Origin of the sequence: Chloroflexus islandicus (genome assembly GCF_001650695.1) — a bacterium.
GTDB classification, from domain to species: Bacteria; Chloroflexota; Chloroflexia; order Chloroflexales; family Chloroflexaceae; genus Chloroflexus; species Chloroflexus islandicus.
The window spans coordinates 62,405-83,100 of sequence record NZ_LWQS01000030.1 but is presented as its reverse complement, the minus strand read 5'-3'; the positions used below and the strand labels follow the sequence as shown (position 1 = coordinate 83,100).

Here is a 20,696-nt window from a genome sequence, read left to right as displayed (position 1 = left end):
CCCGCGTCGTTATCGGTAGCGATCGCGTTGCCAACGGCTTGGATTTGCCAGAATATAATGACGAATGCGGTTGAGCGCCTGTTCCGAGCGGATGATGTGTTCGTAATAATTCCGTTGCCAAACCGTGATGCCGGGGGTGCGGTTCAACGCATTGATGTGACGGGTTACGGCAGATTTGAACGAACCAACGATGGCGCCAACGGAATGGGGTTGGGGGCCGCGTGGCGACGGCCGCGGTAGGGGCGACGCATGCGTCGCCCCTACCGCGGCCCCGTTCGTTACCCCGTTCGTTACCCCGTTCGTTACCCCGTTCGTTACCCCGTTCGTTACCCCGTTCGTTACCCCGTTCGTTGCCCCGTTCGTTACCCCGTTCGTTGCCCCGTTCGTTACCCCGTTCGTTGCCTTGGCATCCACCGGCTTTGTCACGGATGAATCATTGGTCAAAAAAATAATGCCGTGGATATGATTAGGCATCACCACAAATTCATCTAATACAGCACGGGAGAAATGCTTTGGAATATCTAGCCAACACTGATGAGCGATTGCTCCCATTTCACTTAACTGAACCACGCCATGGACGACTGTTCCAAACAAATGCTCGCCACGTTGGGTCATGATCGTTATAAAATACCCACCCTCCTGCGTATAATCAAATCCACGTAAGCGGATGCTCCGGCGATGATGTTGGTGAGGTTGATAGGCATTCATCGATGCATCGTAAAGAAAAATGCGCCTAAAGAGGCGCATACGGCAGCTAACAAAATAATGGTTGCTATGACATGTACGGCTTAAACAGCATTGCAAGCAAGTCTGGCTGATCGGGATAATCGCGCTCTAACTTCTGGCACAGCGCCATCAAACGCGCAGCCTGATCGCGCCGTTTCCAGATCGCCTGCGCAAAGCGATCGTCTTCGATCACGCCGCGCTCGCGCAAAAAGGCGTAAAACTGCTTGAGCGCGCCGCACATATCACGGATATGTCGTTCTGAGCCATCGTGGTGATTGGGGTAGTAGTAAAACAGAAACTCGTCAAGTGTCGCATAGTCGCCTTCATGCAGCGATCGCTGGTAAAACGAAGCCAAAAACTGAGCGTATGGCTTCAAAAGACGGGTCTGCGTGAGCGCAGTCGAACGCTTCTTCCCCATCTCGAGCAAATAATCACTATACTGATTTATCAGATTGACACTCTGGGTAAATGCGGCATCTTCCTCATCATCGTCATCCCATTCTTCATCACCAAATTCATCATCATCATCCCAGTCGTCGTCATCGATCCATGCGCTCTCATCAAGCTCATCGAGGGACTCACTATCGCTATCAACGCTGTGTTTCGTAATCCAAGAATTGTTCGACGGTGACATAGGCGGCACATCAATCCGCGGGAATAAATCGGGCGCTTTGGCTAACAGATAGTTCAGATGGCGGCTCAGAATAACCTCAGCTTCTTCTGGGGTCGCTTCGGACAATTGCTGCTGAACTTCCGGCGGCAGAATTTCTTGCATGCGCAACACGGCCCGCGTCATCTCATCCATATTGATGGCCACACCCATCATTTCATCCATCGTATCCCAGAAATGATCCTCTTCTTCATCAGCGACTCGTGATTCACGCGACAGATCGCCGTTCCAGAGACCGGCCTGCTGATCTTGGGTACGTGAATGTTGAATCTCTTGCTGCAAGGCCGTAATCTCATCGATGACCGACTGCTTGGCCGGAGTCTGCACCTGTTGCGCTTGCTCCACCAATGATGGATGGAACACCACATCATCGCTCGATGTTCCTTGCAATAACAATCGCCCTATATCAAAATACGGATCATATGCCTGTAACAACGAATCTTCAATCAAATACAAGCGCGGATCGCTCAAGACAAGATACTGCCATGGCCGTCCGGGGTATCCTGTCCGCCACGGCGCACTGGCAAAAATCGGCAGAATAACCTCTTCACACGGCTTCATACCGGCATCGACCTGCTTGACAATCGCTTGCAGCAGAGCGCGATCCTGTTCATCGACGCGGCTCGCCTGAAATGCGCTGGCTGGCTCATAGGTGAAATACAACTCTGGCCGCTTCTGATAGCGAATTTCGACCAGAATGCTGTCACCAGCGGCGAAGTGATGGCGTTGAAACCACTTTCGCATGTCAACCGCAGCATGAGAAGCAAAACCGGTTGCTTTCGCCTGTGGTTCTTTCACGGCCAATATCGCACCCTGTTCATCATAGATGATTGGCAAGGGCTGCCGGCGCAGACCGGCAAAGGGGCGCAGATGGGCAATCGGCAACCGGCCCTCGGCGATGTCTTGCGGACGGGGCCAACACCGGAACCGCAATCCATCGAGCACCAACCGCAGAGGGAGATATTGCAAGCGATTGATTCTCACCCAACCAAGCGTGATGCTTTCCCAGCGCAGGCTGCTGCGCACTGAAGCTACCGCGTAGTTTACCGACCAGCGCGCTTTCATCAGATCACACAGTTGGGCAACGCTTACCGGCTGATCAAGTTCGGCAGCTAAGGCCTGCAAGACTTTGGGGATCGTCAGCTCTGGCTTTGACATCTGCACATTCTCCCTCGAATTGGAGCTGAACAATAACAGCGTCCGCGATCAACGCAGCGCAATAGCCGCATGCTGCGGCCCCCATCCGGCAAATAGATTGGGATGGATCAGTTCGGCCAATAACTCTAGGCTATCAACCACACGCGGGCCGGGACGGCTGAAATAGGCATTGCCATCAACCGCAAAGACATTGCCTGCCCGTACCGCCGGCAAGGCATACCAACCGGCCCGCTGCGGCAAAATAGCGGTGGCTTCAGCCACGGCCCGTTCGAGCGAAAACCCGCACGGCATCGCAATGATCACCTCTGGCGCACAGGCGATCACATCCGTCCACGATACCCGTTGCGATCGCTCACCGGCAACCCCTAGCACCGGCTGGCCACCAGCAATCGCTACCAGTTCCGGCGTCCAGTGGCCCGGCCCAAACACCGGATCGAGCCATTCGAGACAGGCAACGCGGGGGCGATAGGTCGCTTGCGCGGCCCGCGCGCGCACCCGCTCAACCCGCGCTGCCAGATCGTCAACCAACGCTTCGGCCCGTTCCGGCGCCCCCAATGCTCGCCCAATCGCTTTGATCGATCCGAAGATACCGGCCAAGCTCGTTGGTTCAAACGACAACACCTGTGCCGTCCCGCTAGCGACTGCCGCTTCCACCTGCCGTAACGGCACGGCGCACACATCACACAGCGCCTGCGTCAAGATCACATCGGGCTGGAGCGCCTCGATCAATCCCATGTCGAGCTGGTAGATCGAGAGTTCGTTGCGCGCACGCTCGCGAATCGCCGCATCGATCTCAGCCGACGAACTCTCGTCCTGCTCCAGCATACTGCGCGTCACTACCGGCAACCCGCGCACTTCCGGCGGATAGTCGCACTCGTGGGTCACGGCAACCAGATGGTTGCCAAGCCCCAGCGCACAGACGATTTCGGTTGTTCCCGGCAGCAGCGAGACAATACGCATGGTCATCCTGCCCAACACGGTCTGCCATTAGCTACAGCGTAGCATCCGATGGGGCTAGTGTCAAGAATCCTATTCGATTGTGATAACTTTCAAAAAGTTGGTCGGCCCATAGCGGTAGACCGGGTGACCGCCGCTTAACACGATTAGATCACCGCGCCGGACATAGCCCGCATCGCGCATCATGCGGACGATCTGCTGCTCAAGTTCATCAAGCCGGTCACGGGCTTCGATGACGATCGGCGTCACACCCCAATACAGACTGGTGCGACGAGCGGTCTCGTCGCTTGGGCAAAAGGCGAGCACTGGCACCTCAGGCCGGTAATGGGAAACGAGCCGCGCGCTCGAACCGCTTTGGGTCAAGACGGCAATAAACCGCACCGGCAGGGTATTGGCAATGGTGCAAGCTGCTGCTGCAATCGCGCGTGGCGTCGACTGCGCCGGCGCGATTGTCCAACGCGGCGTGGCCGGATGTTGGTTGCTGCTCAACGACGCCTCAACCGCATCGGCAATCAACGCCATCATTTGCACCGCCTCGATCGGGTAAGCGCCGGCGGCGGTCTCGCCACTGAGCATCACGGCATCAGTACCGTCAATGATAGCGTTGGCGACATCGCTCGCTTCGGCACGGGTGGGCCGCGGGTTGTGGATCATCGACTCAAGCATCTGCGTAGCCGTAATCACTGGCAACAGCGCCTGATTGGCCGCCGCAATGATCTGCTTCTGCACGATCGGCACCCGCTCTGGTGGCATCTCGACCCCTAAGTCGCCGCGCGCCACCATGATCCCGTCCGCCTCAGCCAAAATCTCCGGCAAGACATCGAGTGCTTCGGGCCGTTCGATCTTGGCGATCACCGGCGTCTGCTTGCCTGCACGCCGGATAAACTCCTTCACTTCGCGCACGTCACTCGCCCGGCGCACAAACGAGAGTGCAACGTAATCGACGCCCTGTTCAAGCCCAAAAGCGAGATCAACGAAATCCTTCTCAGTCGCCGCCGGCGCACTCACCCGTACTCCCGGCAGATTGATGCCTTGGTGTTCACGCAAACGACCGCCATGGACGACTTCGGTTTCGACTTCGGTGTCGGTATGGCTGGTTACTACGAGCTCGATGAGCCCATCTGACAACAAGATGCGATCGCGTGGCCGCACATCGAGCGGCAAGGCGCGGTAGGTTGTGCTGACCCGATTAGCATCACCGATAATCGGCTCAGTGGTGATAATAAACCGCTGCCCGGCAACCAACTCAACCGGCTGGCCGTTGGCTAGCGGCCCCGTGCGTATCTTTGGCCCCTGCAAGTCTTGCAAGATCGCAACATGACGGCCTGCCTCCGCCGCTGCCCGCCGCACCATCGCAATCCGCGCTGCGTGATCGGCATGCGTCCCATGCGAGAAGTTGAGCCGGGCTACGTTCATACCGGCCCGAATCAATCCGGCGATCCGTTCAGGTGTACTCGTCGCTGGCCCAAGGGTTGCCACAATTTTTGTGCGTCGCATAAGCTCCACTCTTGCACTCTATCTCGCTTCCCAATTGTCATTGCGAGCCGCGTGATCGGTCGTGCCCCCACCCCAGCCCTCCCCCGCTGGGTTCAAGGGCGGACAGAACATCTGTCCAGAACCCGGCCCTCAAGGGCCGGGCTAGGCTTACGAAGCCCGCTGCGCGGGCTACTGGCCCTCACCCCCAGCCCCTCTCCCACGCCAGTGGGAGAGGGGAGCGCAGCACCAGCCTTCGAGGCATCGCACACCGATCAATCGTTGTGCTCAACCAAACGTTCTGTCCGCACCTCAACCCCGCCGGGGGAGGGTGGCGCCGCCACTCTCCTGCTGGCATGGCCAGCCGCGCGATCGGTCGTGCCCCACCCCAGCCCTCCCCCGCTGGGTTCAAGGGCGGACAGAACATCTTTCCAGAACCCGGCCCTTCAGGGCCGGGCTAGGCTTACGAAGCCCGCTGCGCGGGCTACTGGCCCTCACCCCCAGCCCCTCTCCCACGCCAGTGGGAGAGGTGAGCGCAGCACCAGCCTTTGAGGCATCGCACACCGATCAATCGTTGTGCTCAACCACACGTTCTGTCCGCACCTCAACCCCGCCGGGCGAGGGTGACGCCGCCCCTCTCCTGCTGGCATGGCCAGCCGCGCGATCGGTCGTGCCCCCACCCCAGCCCTCCCCCGCTGGGGGAGGGTGGACAGAACATCTGTCCAGAACCCGGCCCTCAAGGGCCGGGCTAGGCTTACGAAGCCCGCTGCGCGGGCTACTGGCCCTCACCCCCAGCCCCTCTCCCACTGGCGTGGGAGAGGGGAGCGCAGCACCAGCCTTCGAGGCATCGCACACCGATCAATCGTTGTGCTCAACCACACGTTCTGTCCGCACCTCAACCCCGCCGGGGGAGGGTGACGCCGCCACTCTCCTGCTGTCATTGCCAGCCGCGCGATCGGTCGTGCCCCACCCCAGCCCTCCCCCGCTGGGGGAGGGTGGAGCCACCCCCGCTCACCCGGTGTCATTGCGAGCCGCGCAGAGCGCGGCGAAGCAATCTCCTTCGAGCACGGGAGTAACCCGCTCAGGCAGGCTGCGCGTTGAAGCAGGCGATTGCTGCGCGCCCTCGCAATGACCACCGAGCACGACTTCTCGCACTGACAATAGCGCTCGCCACCTATCACTTGTGTGTCACCGCGAGTATATGCCAGACCAACGATTCGTGCAAGGTTGTGGATGCAATTGTTGCTTATGGGCCAACTGTCACCAGCGGCGCAATCTGGCCGAACAGCTTTTCGCCAATGCCGGGCACCTCGCGCAGTTCTTCCACGCTGCGGTACGGCCCCTGCCCCGTGCGCCGGTCAATAATTCGCGCCGCCAGCGTTGGCCCAATCCCCGGCAACTCTTCCAGTTCAGCCGCACTGGCGCGGTTGAGGTTGATTAACCCGGATTGCTCGCTCGCTGCCGCTTGCGCCACTGCCTCCCCCGCGTATGGCACGCGGATGTGCTCGCCATCCCGCACCGGCGCCGCCAGATTGATCCCGCTCACGTCGGCCAGCTCAATCAAGCCACCCGCCGCTTGCAGCGCGTCAACCACCCGCGCTCCCGGCGTTAACCGGTAGACATCCGGCGCTACCACCGCCCCCGACACATACACTACCAACGGCGCGACCGTGGGTGTGGGCAATGCCTCTACCTCAAACGCTTCCGCCGTCGCTGCCCCATCCGGCCACCACATCGCCTTCGCCTCCGGCCCAAACGCGATCAGCAATCCGCCGATCAGCGCACAGATCACCGCCACTACCCGCTGCGGTCGCCGGTACCACGGCTGCCCTTCCATGTCCATCGCTTGCCTCCGTGCTGCTGCGCCCCATTTTTGCTCTCTATATAAGAAACCGCAGCAACCGGCCAAAAGTAACGCCCAATTTTCCAACGCAACGTTAACACTGCGCTATCGCATCACAGATACCGCTCTGCTACAGTACAAGCAGCACAAGATGTAAGGAGGTGGACGTATGTCCTTCAATACCAATCGGTTTACGCAGAAATCGTACGAAGCGATCGCGGCGGCGCAGGCGGCGGCTGAACGGCTGGGCAACGCCGAGGTGCAGCCGGAACACCTGCTCTTCGCCTTGCTCGACCAGAGCGACGGCGTGGTGCCGCAGGTGCTGGCTAAGCTGAACCTGCCGGTCGGCGCGATTAAGCAACAGATCAATAACGAAATTGCCCGCTTCCCGCGCATGAGCGGCGGCGGCGCGCAGGTGCAGCTCGGTTCGCGCTTGCGCACGGTGCTGGTCAAGGCCCACGATGAATTGGCCCAGTTTGGCGACGAGTACGTCAGCACTGAGCACTTGCTGCTGGCGATCCTCGACCATGCCGGCGGCGGGGCCGAGCGCGTGCTCAAGCAAGCCGGCTTGACCCGCGATAAGCTGCTGATGGCGTTGCGCGAAGTACGCGGTGCGCAGCGGGTGACGAGCCCGAACCCTGAAGGCACCTATGCTGCGCTTGAGCAGTATGGCCGTGATTTGACCGAACTGGCCGCGCGCAATAAGCTCGACCCGGTGATCGGGCGCGATGAAGAGATCCGGCGCGTGATCCAGATTTTGTCGCGCCGTACCAAGAATAACCCGGTGTTGATCGGCGAGCCGGGTGTCGGCAAGACGGCGATTGTCGAGGGCTTGGCCCAACGCATTGTGCGCGGTGATGTGCCCGAAGCGCTGAAGAACAAGCGGGTGATTGCGCTTGACCTTGGCGCGCTGATCGCTGGCGCTAAGTATCGCGGCGAGTTTGAAGAGCGCCTGAAAGCGGTGCTCAAAGAGATCCAAGAGCGCGACGACGTGATTTTGTTCGTTGACGAGCTGCACACCGTCGTCGGCGCTGGCGCGGCTGAAGGCGCGATGGATGCCGGCAATATGTTGAAGCCGATGCTGGCCCGCGGCGAGCTGCACATGGTCGGCGCGACCACGCTCGACGAGTATCGCAAGCATATCGAGAAGGACGCTGCGCTTGAGCGGCGCTTCCAACCGGTGCTGGTCGATCCGCCGTCGGTCGAAGATACCATCTCGATCTTGCGCGGTCTCAAAGAGCGCTACGAGACCCACCACGGCGTGCGCATCACCGACGGCGCGATTATCGCGGCGGCGATGCTCTCGGATCGCTACATCTCTGACCGCTTCCTGCCCGACAAGGCGATCGACCTGATCGACGAGGCGGCGGCGCGCTTGCGCATGGAGATTACCTCCGATCCGCAAGAGCTCGACGATCTGAAGCGGCGGATGATGCAGTTGGAGATCGAGCGCGAGGCGTTGCGCAAAGAGAAGGATCAGGCCAGCAAAGAGCGGCTTGAGAAGCTTGAGCAAGAGTTGGCCAACCTGCGCGAGCAGCGGGCGGCGCTGGAAGCGCAAATTCAACGCGAACGGCAAGAGCTGGAGCGCATCCAGCAACTGAAAGAGAAGATCGAGCAGACTCGCGCTGCGATCGAGCAGGCCCAACGCCAATACGACTACAACAAGGCGGCAGAGCTACAATACGGCACGCTGGTCAGCCTCGAACGCGAGCTGCAAGAGACCGAGGCCAAACTGGGCGGCCAAAATCGCCTGTTGCGCCAAGAAGTCACCGAGACCGACATTGCCGAGATTATCTCGAAGTGGACTGGCATCCCGGTGACGAAGCTGCTCGAAGGCGAGCTTGAGAAGCTGGTGCATATGGAAGAGCGCCTGCACCAGCGCGTCGTCGGCCAAGACGAGGCGGTCACGGCGGTGTCGAACGCGGTGCGCCGCGCTCGCGCCGGCTTGCAAGACCCTAACCGGCCCTTGGGCAGCTTCCTGTTCCTTGGCCCGACCGGCGTCGGTAAGACCGAGCTGGCCCGCGCACTGGCCGAGTTCCTCTTCGACGATGAGCAGGCTATGGTGCGGATCGACATGTCGGAGTACATGGAGAAGCACTCGGTGGCTCGCCTGATCGGCGCGCCTCCCGGCTACGTCGGCTACGATGAGGGCGGCCAGTTGACCGAAGCGGTGCGGCGCAAACCCTACAGCGTCGTGCTGTTCGACGAGATCGAGAAGGCGCATCCCGACGTCTTCAATGTCTTGCTGCAAGTGCTTGACGATGGCCGGTTGACCGACGGTCAAGGCCGGGTGGTCAACTTCAAGAACACGGTCATCATTATGACTAGCAACATCGCCAGCGCGACGATTCAGGAGTTGGCCCGTGAAGGCGCGCCGCAAAGCGAGATCCGGGCCGCGGTAATGGAAGAGTTGCGGAGTGCGTTGCGGCCAGAGTTCTTGAACCGGATCGATGAAGTGATCGTCTTCGCGCCGCTCACCCGCGAGCACATCGACCGGATCGTTGAGATCCAGCTCAACCGGCTGCGCAAGTTGCTGGCCGATCGCAAGCTCAACCTCGAACTGACCACTGCCGCGCGAGCGCAGTTGGCTGCCGAGGGGTACGACCCGGTCTTCGGTGCGCGTCCGCTCAAGCGGGTGATCCAGCAACGGATCCAAAACCCGCTGGCGCTGCAATTGCTGCAAGGCGCCTTCCCAGAGGGCAGCACGATCGTGGTCGATGTCGAGAACGGCAACTTCGTCTTCCGGCGCAGCTAAGCCTCACGCCGCCGGCAACCGGCGCGGAAGGGATCACCTCCCTTGCGCGCCGGTTTTTCTGTTTGTGGTGGGGTATAATGAGATAGCGTTTGCACGCTGCTTCGCATCAAGTGCGTTGGCATCCACCAGAAAGGCGCCAGAGGTATGGAAACGACCCTTACCAGCCATGAAACCCGCGAGCGGATCATCGCTCTCGTACAGACCTTACCCGCCGAGAGCCTGCCAATCGTTGAGGCGTTCGTCCGTTTTGTCCAAGCGCAGCAGATGGCATCATTCACCCAACCGGCCACGCCGTGGCGGTATCCGACGGTTGCAGCGCCAGCCATCAGCTTAGAAAACTGGCTCAACTTACTGGATGAAGGATATGAAGGGGATGCACTCGCCGATACGGAAGCAGTATTTGATGAGGATTATGAACAATGAGAGTAGCAATTGACTCCTCGGTGCTCGTTGGATTGATTAATCCAACTGATGTCTGGCACCAAAAAGCTGAGCAACTCCATCGCGTCTTGATCGACAACAGCGTGGAGTTAATTTACTTTGACTGCGTGATAGGCGAAGCACTCAGTACGGCCACACGTCGCCTGCGCGAGAAGGGGCGCGTAGACAGCATTATCTCATTGTTTAACCGTTTGGAACAGCGGATCGGGGTAGATACCATCACTTGGATCTTACCCGACGTACCGCGCCTCTACCCGGACATCATTGACCTCATGCGCCATTCTGGCGGCGAATTGAACTTCCACGACACGCTGATCGCGCTCGCGTGCCGCGAACGGAACATCCCGGTGATTGCTAGCTTCGACGCCGATTTCGATCGTCTGCCATGGCTGCGCCGTTTTGCCCAACCAAGTGATGTGCAGCGCAGCTAACCCGCTCGTTCCTCTTTCCCCTTGCGCAACGCTGTGATGATCTGCTGCACCAGTTCGATCGGCGTCACCCCATCGGTCTGCACCGTCAGGTCGGCCAATGCGGCATAGAGCGGCGCACGCGCCGCGCGCAACGCCGCCAAGCGAGTCGCCGCATCGCCGCGCAACAACGGGCGCTCTTCGGCATCGACGGCAAGGCGCGCCAGAATCGTCGCATCGCTCGCATCGAGCCAGATCACCGTTGCTCGATCATGCAGCATCTGCCGGTTTTCCGGCTGCAACACAATCCCGCCGCCGGTCGCAATCACCTGCGCCTCACGCAGCGCCTCGCACAGCGCCGCCGACTCGCGGGCCCGGAATTCGGCTTCACCGTAGGTTTGAAACAGATCGGCCACACTCATCCCCGCTGCCGCCGCCACCGCCGCATCGGTGTCGTACCACGGCCAACTGAGCGCGCGGGCCAAAAGACGGGCCAGCGTCGATTTGCCGCAACCGCTTAAGCCGATCAACGCAATCGGACGCTCAAGCCAATTTGGATCCCAGACCATACCCCTGCTCCTATGCAGCCGCATGCCCTACACTTCGTTGTAGGCGCAAACTCCAAATCACCAGCGCCGAGAAGGCATACGCAATCGCAGCCGCCACAATTTGCGGCCCATAGCCAAACACCGGCGCCACCCACCCCCAAATCACCGCCGACACCGCCCAACCACCGGCCCACAGCAGACTCATTAGGCTCATCGCCAAGCCGCGCTGCGCCGGCGGCGTGGCCCCCATCACCAACGCATCGTTCATCGGATAACTCGCGGCAATAAAGAAGCCGCGGGCAAAGAAGCCGATAATCGCCAACGGCAACCACGGTGCTAGCATCAAGAGCATCGCCGGCGTCGCCCCCAGCCGCAACAAAGCCGCGCCTCGTTGCAGACCGATCCGGCGCACCACTGGCGCGCCAATCAACGCACCGATGCCGGCCCCTAGTGAAGCTAATGCCAGCGCCAAGCCGACGCTCGCATCATTGAGACCAAACTGATCACGGAAGAAGAGATTTTGGAACGGAAGAATGGCGCCACCGCCGACGCCGAGCAAAAACGACGGCGTGGCCAACCAGATCAGCATCAGCCACGAACGCCGGGCCGGCGTTTCAGCACTATTCCCGCCGCTGTCGCTCGCTTCAACAACCGCCGGCAACCGTGCCAACACCGGCAACAGCGCGACGATGCTCAAGCCGATCACGGTAGTTAACGCCAAGCGGTACGCTGCCGTTGATTGCGGATCGGTTGCAATCAGGCTGGCGGCCACCATCGGCAAAACCCCGCCGACCGCACTGCCCAGCAACCCCACCACCAGCGTCGCTGAGGCATTCATGCCAAACACCAACGGGCGCTGCTCCTCCTTTGTCACCAGCGCCAGCAGGGGTGTTACCGCAGTTGATGCTAACAGATAGCAAGCTCCGACCACAAACTGAGCCGCAATCAGCCATGGCAGCGCCGGCGCCTGCAACAATGCCACCCAACCCAACGCATAACCAATGACGCCGGCGATCATCGCCCGCTGCGGCCCTAGCCGGTCAATCAGCCAACCGATCGGCAGCCCCATCAGCATCCCGGCTGCCCGGCTCACCATCGATAGCAAACCGACGTCGTTGACGGTATAGCCTTGACTGACCAGATAGAAATTGAACAGAATGTCGGCAATGCTCAACGCAAAGCCATACAGAAAACTGTGTACCAGAATGCGCCAGACCGCCGCCGGGATTTGGGCCAGAGAAAGACGTAGATTCGATGTCACGGAAATCATACCCGCTCCGCGCTGGTTCGGCATGCGCCGCCGAGGGTGTAGCATACCACAACTTGCGCGCCACCGGAAACGGGTTTACGAACGTTACGATAACCAAAGGCGCACCTTCCGCCCGCTGCACCCTATCTGCCCGCTTCTCTGACAAACCTTTTATGTTGCGCTGTTGCAGAGCGCCTCACGGTGCGCTATACTCAGTAGTGGTTTCAGCATGCTGGTATAATAGAGTTAATATTGAATATTGACAGGTGGCGTGTGGATCTTGTTCGTGCTCATGTCTTTATTTCCGGTCGCGTCCAAGGGGTAAGCTTCCGCGCCTACACCTGCGACCGTGCGCGTGAAGCGCAAGTCAAAGGATGGGTACGCAATTTGAGCGATGGTCGTGTGGAGGCAGTCTTTGAAGGGAGCCGGCCAGCCGTTCAAAAACTCATCAGTTGGTGTTACAGCGGCCCCAGCCAAGCTCAAGTCGAGCGGGTCGAGGTCCACTGGGAAGAACCGACCGGCAAGGAAGGGATCTTTTCCATTGTCTGGTAAAGAGCGCCACCGTATCATAAAACGGGCATCTGCGGCAAAAAAGTCACGTAAACCTGTGCATACGCCGCAAGCCCACCCCTATGATTCTGGCCAGCCTCCCGAGTCGCCTCGTCGCGAAAGGACGGTTATGGGCGTCAAACGCTGGAAACTGATTACGAGCGCGATCATCAGTATCGGTATTATTACGCTGGCGATTCTCAACCGTCATTGGATCGCTGAAGCGTTTAGCTTGCTGAATGATGCCAAACCGGGTTGGTTACTGGCTGCGCTCGCGCTTATCGCCCTCAGCTATTTGATGAGCGCGCAGGTGTTTAACGTGGTGCTCCGTTCGCTGGGATACCGGATGAATCTCCTCCGCCTGTGGGCTACTGCGCTTACCGCGATTATTATCAGCCAATCAGTGCCAGCAGGCGGTGTCGGCAGTTATGCCTTTCTGATGAGTAATTTCAACCGCCGTGGCATTCGTACCGGTGAATCGGCCTTGCTCGCTTCGCTCGAAACGCTCAGCTACGTAGTAGCCATGCTACTAGTCTTTTCGTTTAGCCTTGCCTACTTTGCTTGGCATGGCTTGAAAGCAGCCGGCGCCAGTTACATTGCCGGGTTGGTTGGCCTGTCAGTGATTGGAGCGGCTATCTTCGTGTTAACGAGGCCAGAAGCAACACTACGCCGTTGGTTGGAGTCAATAAACCGTACGATCAACCGGCTCTTCAAGCGCCGGTCAAGTGATGTTTGGATTGATCGGATCGTTGCTGATTTAGCGCGTGGTCGTAGTTTACTGATCCATCGCCGGCGCGATGTGATCTTGTTGGTGCTGATCCAGTTGACCGCACTGAGCGGCCACAGCTTGGCCATGTTGCTGGTATTGCACGCACTCGGAACTGACGTCAGCTTTGCGGTGGTGTTGGCGGCATTTGGCGTAGCGCTCGTAACATCAACCTTCAATGTCTTGCCCGGCGGCGGGGGCACCGTTGAAGCGGCGCTGGTGGCGGTCTTGAGCCAAATGGGAGTGGGGCCGGCAGCGGTACCAGCAGCGATCATCTTCCGGCTCTTTAACTATTGGTTGGCTGCGCCGGTGGCGGCAGTGTGCTACCATTGGCTTATGCACGAGCACGTTACCCCGCTCGTCAGCAGCAAGCTCCGCACGAGGCCGATCGAAGCGCCGTCGCACGATTAACGCGATCATCGCGACACAATCGGGGGGGGTCGTATGAACAAGAGTGTCGTCGAGAATTTACGGCGAGTGGAGCTGCTCAGCGGTCTGAGTGACGAGGAACTATTGCAGATAGCCACTATCTGTAAAGTGCGCCGGCTAGGAGCCGGCCAAACGGTCTTTAACGAAGGCGATGAAGGCGACGAGTTGTTCATCATCCACGAAGGATGCGTCCGGATCGCCATCAATACCCGCACTTCCGATGGTTCCTTCGCCCCTTCAACCATCAATATGCTCTACAGCGGGCAAAGCTTTGGCGAGATGGTGCTGCTTGGCGGCGCCACTCGGTCGGCCACAGTTAGTTGCGTTGATCCGTGTGTCCTCCTTGTGATCCGTGAGCGCGATTTTGCCGCTTTATGCGATCGTAATCCGCGCATTGGCTATTTGGTGATGAGAAATATGGCCGCAGACCTCGCCTATAAGTTGCGGTCGTCAAATCTGCTCTTGCGCGGGAATATTCGCTGGCAACAGGGAGAGTTGGGAAAGCGGTGATCGGCATATAGCCGTAAGAGCTAACCTAAGCGAGAGCAGCACCTTATATCACGGCAACGGCAACACCCCGCGACTAGATACATGGGGTGTTGCCTTTTTGTCATAACGAAACCGCAGCGTGCGTTGCTCTAAACACGAGCAGCCATGCCTGCTTTACCGCCTCCGGTGGCTCACGAGCAGCCTCACACGCTCATACATGCCCACATCCTAGCGCACCCGTACCGGCGACCATACACGCTGCACGGCGTGACGTACCGCATAGCGCAGCAATGCTCGCCGCAACAACTGGCGCGCCGCTTCCGGCGGCACCCGCACGACCGCCCCCCGCCGGTAACGTTCACCAACATAGGCCGCAGTGATGCCGTGGATCGTTACCGCATGCTCCGGCAATGCCGCCGCCAAGCGGTGGGCATATTCGAGCGGCGTTTCCCAACTCTGCTGGGCCAAACCGGCGAGCGCCGCCAGCCAACCCATTTCGGCATACGCTGCCGCCGCCAACCGCAACCCCCGCAGTTCACGCGCCAGCCACCAACGGCCACCGAGCAACGCAAGCCCAACACTGGCCGGCACGGCGAGCACCGCCAGCAACCAGCCAAACCATTCACCGCTGCCCGCCGGATTACGTCCCGCCGCCGCTGGCGCGCTTGCTGCCCCGCTGCTGACGCCGCTCGCCGACAACTCATCTTCTGGCTCTTCAAACCGGCCGGGATTTAAGGCCGCGCCGCTGGCGCTGCTGGCGGCGTCTTCCAACTCTTCGCCAAAGACCGATTGCAATGGTCGCTGCGGCGCCGACGTATAACTCGCTGCCGTCGGCTCGAACCGTTCCCAGCCGACGCCGGGAAAATAGACTTCCGGCCAGCTATGGGCCACATTTTCGCGCACGATATAGACACCCTCTTCGGGGTCAAAATCGCCGCTGGCATAACCGCGCACCCACCGCGCCGGCACTCCCACCGAGCGCAGCATCACCACCATTGCTGACGCGAAATAATCGCAATAGCCGGCTTGTTGTTCAAACAAAAACCAATCAACCAGATCGGCATTGCTTGGCGGCGGCGGAATATCTTCGCTGTAGGTCAGCCGGCGCAAATACGCTTCGATGGCAATCGCTTGATCATAGGGAGTTTCGGCATTTGCAGCCGCAATCACCCGCGCCGCTTCGGCCCGCACACGCGCCGGCAAATTGGCCGGCAATTGCAGGTAGCGTTCGCGCACCCATTGCGGATAATCAGTGCCGGCGTTGCGCAACGTCTGCACATCAGCTAACGAGACCAACGCCGTTACGGTATACGTCGTACCGGCTACTAAGGGGGTCGCGGCAGTTACCAGCGCCAAATCATCGTAGATCGGCATGATGCCGCCACTATCAGCGCGGGTAATCACGTGTTCGAGACTAGCTGGAAGGCTAAACTGGAGTGGCGTGCCCCCTACCAGCAACAGATCATCGTTCCGATCTTGGGCTAAGGTGAACGTTTGGGTAATCACCTGCCGCGCCCGCCGGTCAGTCAGCGGGATCGTTTCCCCAGCAGCCAGCGGCGTGCGCGCCTGTTCAGCCGTTGCCACCCCCAGCGCCGCCCGCGCTAGTTCACCGGTGGTATTCGACCAGCCTGAGCCATCGTAGCGATCGAACGCAACCGCGCGCCAATAATCGAGCCGCGTCGAACGCACCGTCATCACCTCATCAAAACCGAGGAAACGCGAACCGCCCAACGGCGCTACTCGCGCCGTAAACGAGATACTGCCGGCGCCGGGAGGGGCATTAATCGTACTAAAGGCATCTTCCCACGCTGCCCGCGCCGCCCGAAACGGCGCCCGCAGCGATTCCCACGTCTGCAAGGCGCGTTCAGCGGTAATCTGCGCCGGCAAGAAGGCAGTGATTGCAATCAGCGCCGCCCCGACCACGGTAGCAGCCCACATGGCGCGCAACGGCAAGAGATCAGGGTAACTGATCTGCTGCGTCTCCCACGCCGCCCGGCGTTGCATCACATGGTGATAGACCAACAACAGCAAGGCGCTAGCCACAAACACCATCGCTTCGAGATCGGGCTTGGGAAAGACGTAGGTGTAATTGACCAGCAAGACAGCGCCATTGGCAATCATCATCAGCCATGGCTGTTGCTGGCGAACCACCGCCCATACCGTCGCATAGGAAAGCCACCAACACAGAGCCGCCAACGCCAACACAAACAACACAATATCTTCACCGCGCCCACCGCTCGCCAGCACCCGCCCCCACGTGAGCGCGCGGATCGCCAACTCGACCGCCCAATCGCGCCAGCCCAGCAGCCGGTTATCCAGCAATGGCCCAATCTGCTGCACGATCCACGCCCACGCCAGCACCAGCGACAACCCATGGGCCGCCCAACGGTTCAACCGCGGCCAAGCGGCCAGCGCCACGCCAACCGCCACAGCCATGCCAGACACTGCCGGCAAGATCGACAAGCCGCTCGCCCAACCCGACTCGGCCAAGCTGCGCACCACGGCGCCGGTCATCAGGAAGACCAGCATGACCCCCGGCAGCATCCACCAGAGATTCGGGAAGCGAGACGATGACGCTGCAAATGAAGACTTGGCCATGAAAGAAGCCTTTACCCTATGTATGGGCAGAGCGATGCTCTGCCCGGCCAGACGCTAACCGCACCAGCTACCCCCTAAGAGGTTCAAGGGCAGACAGAGCGCATGCGCGCAGATATGATCTATGGCTTTGAAATGCGCTGGTGTCCCCTCACTCCCTGCCCCGCTCCCACTGGTGCGGGAAAGGGGAGTTCAGAAACGAGCGTGAAGGCATTGCCCAGCGATCAACGGTTATACGCAATCCGATGTTCTGTCCGCTCCTCAACCCCAAGAGCTACAGTGCGGGTAGAGCGACACTCTGCCCGTCCAGACGCTTACTTCCCATCCCCTAGCGCCGCGGCTAAACGGGGGAAGGCATTAAGCGCATTCTGCCAAAGCTGGGGGGCCAGCTCGGCCAACGACTGCTCGCGCAGCTCGGCCAGCTTCTGCCCGATGTAGATCAGACGGCTCGGTTCATTGCGTTGGCCACGGTGCGGATGCGGGCTAAGATACGGGCTGTCGGTCTCGATCAAGATCCGATCGGACGGCGCTTGGCGGGCAACCTCGTGCAAAGCGGTGGATTTCGGAAAGGTCAGCGGCCCCGAAAACGAGAGGTAAAAACCCAATTCAAGGCATGCCTGCGCTGCCGCCCAATCGCCGGAAAACGAGTGCATCACTCCCGGCCCGCGTGCAGCGTCACGAAGCACAGCAATCGTTTCGGCCATCGCATCGCGAGAATGGATAACGACCGGCAAGCCAAGCTCGCCGGCCAGCGCCAGTTGAGCGCGAAACGCCGCTTCTTGTTCGCTCGGCGGTGACTTCATCCAGTAGTAATCAAGCCCAATCTCGCCGATCGCCACCACCTTCGGATGGGAGGCTAAGGTGCGAACCTGTTCGATCCAATCGGCAGGCAAATCGTGCAAATGGTTTGGCTGAATGCCGACCACGGCAAAAATGGCCGGATGGGCATTCGCCAACGCGACCGCAGCGTGGCTGGAGGCCAAATCGTAGCCGATTTCAATCAGCGCCGCGACCCCCGCATCAAACGCACGCGCAACGACGTCACTGCGATCGCCATCGAATTGCATCGAGGCGAGGTGGAGATGAGTGTCAATTAGGCGAATAGGAGTATTCATAGGTATTCTACCCCATTGTAGCACAGATGCCCTCGTCGAGTCAGGCGTATTATACCCACGCCGATCATCGGATGACAATCACCCAATCCAAACCAGAGCGCCATGTACGGTGATCGCTCAGCACTGCGCCAACATTACAACCTCGATCAGCCGCACTGAGCGCGTAAACGACGGCGCACACGGCCTGCCTGCGCAACGCACATACTCGCCCGAGTCGCAGCGCACCGCACCTGCTTGGCCCACCATACGTTACAGCACGACAAATTCTGTGACAGATCTCACGAATAATTGAACCGTTGAGAACCTTACGCGATACTTTGTAACTTTCTTCACACAATAGGCATCCGTAAAAAACCGACGTTTCAGCAGTTGACAAGAAAACGGAATCGGGCTATAACATTATGTGTGATGTAAACGTGAGTTTTATCACAAAGGTGAGCGCTTACCGAACGCTGTGATGGCCCGGCAGCAACAAGCCTGCGTGACAGGCTAAGCAACACGGATCGGAATGACGTATCACTCTGCCGCTGGCCATACCGGTATCCATCCTGACAAAGTCGTCAAAGAGGGAACGAGGCCAAGTTTGCTCGAGACCAGTGACACGTGACGTGTCACTATGGTGGCTGTTGTCGTTTTTACCGCAAACGAAAGAAGGTCTAGCGCCATGAACCTGCTCGGCTTGCCCATCCTGTCATTGTTGCTCTGGCTGCCGGCGCTCGGCTCGCTCGTCATTCTGTTGCAGCCGCGTGGTCGCCCCGCTCTGTATCGCTGGACGGCGATGGGTGTGGCGATAGCGACATTGCTCATCGCTGGAACAGTCATTGGTCTGTTTTACACAGGCCCTTACGGCCCTACCGCTGGACTGGTGATTGGCCCGCCGCTGCAATTTGTCGACTCGGTCGCGTGGTTGCCCGCTGTCGGCGCTAGCTACCTGATTGGCGTTGATGGCATTAATTTGTGGCTGGTGGGCTTGACGGCATTCCTCGCCCCATTTGCGATTGCCGCGACATGGCAGCGGCAGACGCGCAGTCCGCGGCTCTTGTTGGCGCTCTTGCTGCTGGCCGAGACGGCGTTCCTCGGCGTGTTTCTGGCCCAAGACATGCTGCTCTTCTACGTCTTCTACGAGTTGGCGCTGCTGCCAATGGTCTTCCTCGTTGGGATGTGGGGCAGCCATGGGCGCGCATCAGCCGCGTTGAAGCTCTTCCTCTACACCTTTGGCGGCTCGCTGTTGATGCTGTTTGCGATGATCGGGTTGCATATTCTGCACCGCAACGCCGTTGCCGCCATCGAGCCGGGTTTTGCTGGCACCTTCGCGCTTAATCAAATCGTCGCCGATATACGGGCCGGTATCTTTACGCTCGATCCGATGGTGGCCCGGCTGCTGTTCGGCGCGTTCTTTATCGCCTTTGCGATCAAATTGGCGCTCTGGCCGTTCCACACGTGGTTGCCTGATGCCTACAGCGTTGCCCCCACACCGGTCGCGATTGTGCTAGCCGGGTTGATGGCCAAATTCGGTGTGTACGGCTTGATCCGCTTCAACCTGACCCTCTTCCCCGAAGTGGCCTCGTGGGCAGCGCCGGCCATTGCCGTGCTGGCCGTGATCGGCATCATCTACGGCGCGTTGATCGCCTTTACCCAGCGTGATATGCAGCGCATGATCGCGTATGCTTCGATCAGCCACATGAACTTTATTGCGCTGGGGGTGATGACCCTCAATACAATGGGCATCAATGGCGCGTTGTTGCAGATGGTGGGCCACGGCGTGATTATGGCGGCGTTGCTGCTCATCGTGGCCGTCATCGAAGAGCGCCGCGATAGCCGCGAGCTTGGCTCGTTCGGCGGGTTGTGGAGCGTGACGCCGGTGTACGCCGGGTTGACGCTGCTGACCTTGCTGGCGCTGGCGGGGTTGCCCGGCCTGAGCGGTTTTGTCGGCGAGTTTACGATGTTGCAAGGCATCTTCACCTCGCCGTTGCTGGGTTGGCCATTCGCCTTGGGTGCAGTCATCGGGATCATTCTGGCTGCGGTGTATGCGTTGCGCCTGTTCCACTTGGGCTTTATGGGTGAAGTGCGGAATACGGCGAACCTCGATTTGCCCGATCTGAAGCGGCGCGAACTGTTGGCGCTCGGCGCGCTGGCGGCGGTGATGATTGCGCTGGGTCTGTTCCCCAATCTGTTGCTGAGCGGCACCACCGGCTCGGTGCAAGGCTTGGTCGATGCGCTCACGCCGGCGGTGCAGGCGGCGGCCCAGTTGAACGGATGGCGGTAAAGCAGGCATTTCTTCCTAACCATATTCCTGCTGATCCTCATAGGGGCGACGCAACTGTCGCCCCTACGATTGTGATTTGAGGGACGGACAGAACGTTTGGTTGAGTGCAACCATTGATCGCTGTGCAATGCCTCAAAGCGTAGCTCTACACTTCCCTCTCCCGCGCCAGTGGGAGAGGGGCGGGGGGTGCGGGCGAAACGGTGCATCGCAAAGCCTTCAATCGTATCTGCTTCATGCGTTCTGTCTGCCCTTGAACGCGC

16 protein-coding genes are annotated in these 20,696 nt (G+C 59.7%); 7 read left to right on the top strand and 9 right to left on the bottom strand.

The genetic code is table 11. The features are described 5' to 3' along the window. Positions 1-9: 9 nt before the first annotated feature. From A6A03_RS20230 to A6A03_RS01260, 5 genes are all read right to left on the bottom strand, one after another. Positions 10-708 (bottom strand): transposase, encoded by a 699-nt coding sequence (locus A6A03_RS20230; RefSeq protein ID WP_172812270.1) that lies wholly within the window; start codon positions 706-708, stop codon positions 10-12. A 64-nt stretch (positions 709-772) separates the two neighbouring features. Next, entirely contained in the window at positions 773-2,554 is a 1,782-nt protein-coding gene (locus A6A03_RS01275; protein ID WP_066782809.1) for a hypothetical protein, read from the bottom strand. Positions 2,555-2,602: 48 nt separating this feature from the next. Next, positions 2,603-3,514: a cobalamin-binding protein gene (locus tag A6A03_RS01270; protein WP_066782807.1), complete on the bottom strand. Its 912-nt coding sequence runs from the start codon at positions 3,512-3,514 to the stop codon at positions 2,603-2,605. 69 nt (positions 3,515-3,583) lie between these two features. Next, the gene (gene pyk, locus A6A03_RS01265; RefSeq protein ID WP_066782805.1) at positions 3,584-5,008 is read right to left on the bottom strand and encodes a pyruvate kinase; all 1,425 of its coding nucleotides are present in this window, start codon (positions 5,006-5,008) and stop codon (positions 3,584-3,586) included. A gap of 1,222 nt (positions 5,009-6,230) precedes the next feature. Further along, positions 6,231-6,827 (bottom strand): ComEA family DNA-binding protein, encoded by a 597-nt coding sequence (locus A6A03_RS01260; RefSeq protein WP_066782803.1) that lies wholly within the window; start codon positions 6,825-6,827, stop codon positions 6,231-6,233. Between the two features lie 169 nt (positions 6,828-6,996). Between A6A03_RS01260 and clpB the strand changes: the two genes are divergently transcribed. The 3 genes from clpB to A6A03_RS01245 all read left to right on the top strand — a co-directional run bounded on the left by clpB (position 6,997) and on the right by A6A03_RS01245 (position 10,454). Then, entirely contained in the window at positions 6,997-9,582 is a 2,586-nt protein-coding gene (clpB, locus tag A6A03_RS01255) for an ATP-dependent chaperone ClpB (protein WP_066782799.1), read from the top strand. A 144-nt stretch (positions 9,583-9,726) separates the two neighbouring features. Continuing rightward, a complete protein-coding gene (locus A6A03_RS01250; RefSeq protein ID WP_066782797.1) occupies positions 9,727-10,005 on the top strand; it encodes a hypothetical protein in 279 nt (92 codons plus the stop codon). After that, on the top strand, positions 10,002-10,454 hold the full coding sequence (locus A6A03_RS01245; RefSeq protein ID WP_066782795.1) for a type II toxin-antitoxin system VapC family toxin: 453 nt from the start codon (positions 10,002-10,004) through the stop codon (positions 10,452-10,454). Before A6A03_RS01250 ends, A6A03_RS01245 begins: the two co-directional genes overlap by 4 nt. On the opposite strand, the gene A6A03_RS01240 is transcribed toward A6A03_RS01245, so the two are convergent. Both A6A03_RS01240 and A6A03_RS01235 read right to left on the bottom strand, forming a co-directional pair. Continuing rightward, positions 10,451-10,999, bottom strand: a complete 549-nt coding sequence (locus A6A03_RS01240) for a shikimate kinase (RefSeq protein WP_066782793.1) — start codon at positions 10,997-10,999, stop codon at positions 10,451-10,453. The genes A6A03_RS01245 and A6A03_RS01240 overlap by 4 nt on opposite strands. 10 nt (positions 11,000-11,009) lie before the next feature. Next, positions 11,010-12,248 carry an MFS transporter gene (locus A6A03_RS01235; RefSeq protein WP_066782791.1) on the bottom strand — a complete coding sequence of 413 codons (1,239 nt, stop codon included), beginning with the start codon at positions 12,246-12,248 and terminating at the stop codon, positions 11,010-11,012. Positions 12,249-12,500: 252 nt separating this feature from the next. Between A6A03_RS01235 and A6A03_RS19915 the strand changes: the two genes are divergently transcribed. From A6A03_RS19915 to A6A03_RS01220, 3 genes are all read left to right on the top strand, one after another. After that, on the top strand, positions 12,501-12,779 hold the full coding sequence (locus tag A6A03_RS19915) for an acylphosphatase (RefSeq protein WP_076798201.1): 279 nt from the start codon (positions 12,501-12,503) through the stop codon (positions 12,777-12,779). A gap of 127 nt (positions 12,780-12,906) precedes the next feature. Beyond that, positions 12,907-13,953, top strand: a complete 1,047-nt coding sequence (locus tag A6A03_RS01225; protein WP_066782787.1) for a lysylphosphatidylglycerol synthase transmembrane domain-containing protein — start codon at positions 12,907-12,909, stop codon at positions 13,951-13,953. A 33-nt stretch (positions 13,954-13,986) separates the two neighbouring features. Then, entirely contained in the window at positions 13,987-14,481 is a 495-nt protein-coding gene (locus tag A6A03_RS01220; protein WP_066782785.1) for a Crp/Fnr family transcriptional regulator, read from the top strand. Positions 14,482-14,688: 207 nt separating this feature from the next. On the opposite strand, the gene A6A03_RS01215 is transcribed toward A6A03_RS01220, so the two are convergent. Continuing rightward, complete coding sequence (locus A6A03_RS01215) at positions 14,689-17,058, bottom strand: DUF4129 domain-containing transglutaminase family protein (RefSeq protein ID WP_066782783.1); 2,370 nt, start codon at positions 17,056-17,058, stop codon at positions 14,689-14,691. 311 nt (positions 17,059-17,369) lie between these two features. Beyond that, positions 17,370-18,170: a TatD family hydrolase gene (locus A6A03_RS01210; protein ID WP_066782781.1), complete on the bottom strand. Its 801-nt coding sequence runs from the start codon at positions 18,168-18,170 to the stop codon at positions 17,370-17,372. 664 nt (positions 18,171-18,834) lie between these two features. Here A6A03_RS01210 and A6A03_RS01205 point away from each other — a divergent pair. Continuing rightward, a complete protein-coding gene (locus A6A03_RS01205; RefSeq protein ID WP_066782776.1) occupies positions 18,835-20,436 on the top strand; it encodes a complex I subunit 4 family protein in 1,602 nt (533 codons plus the stop codon). The last annotated feature ends 260 nt before the right edge of the window (positions 20,437-20,696 follow it).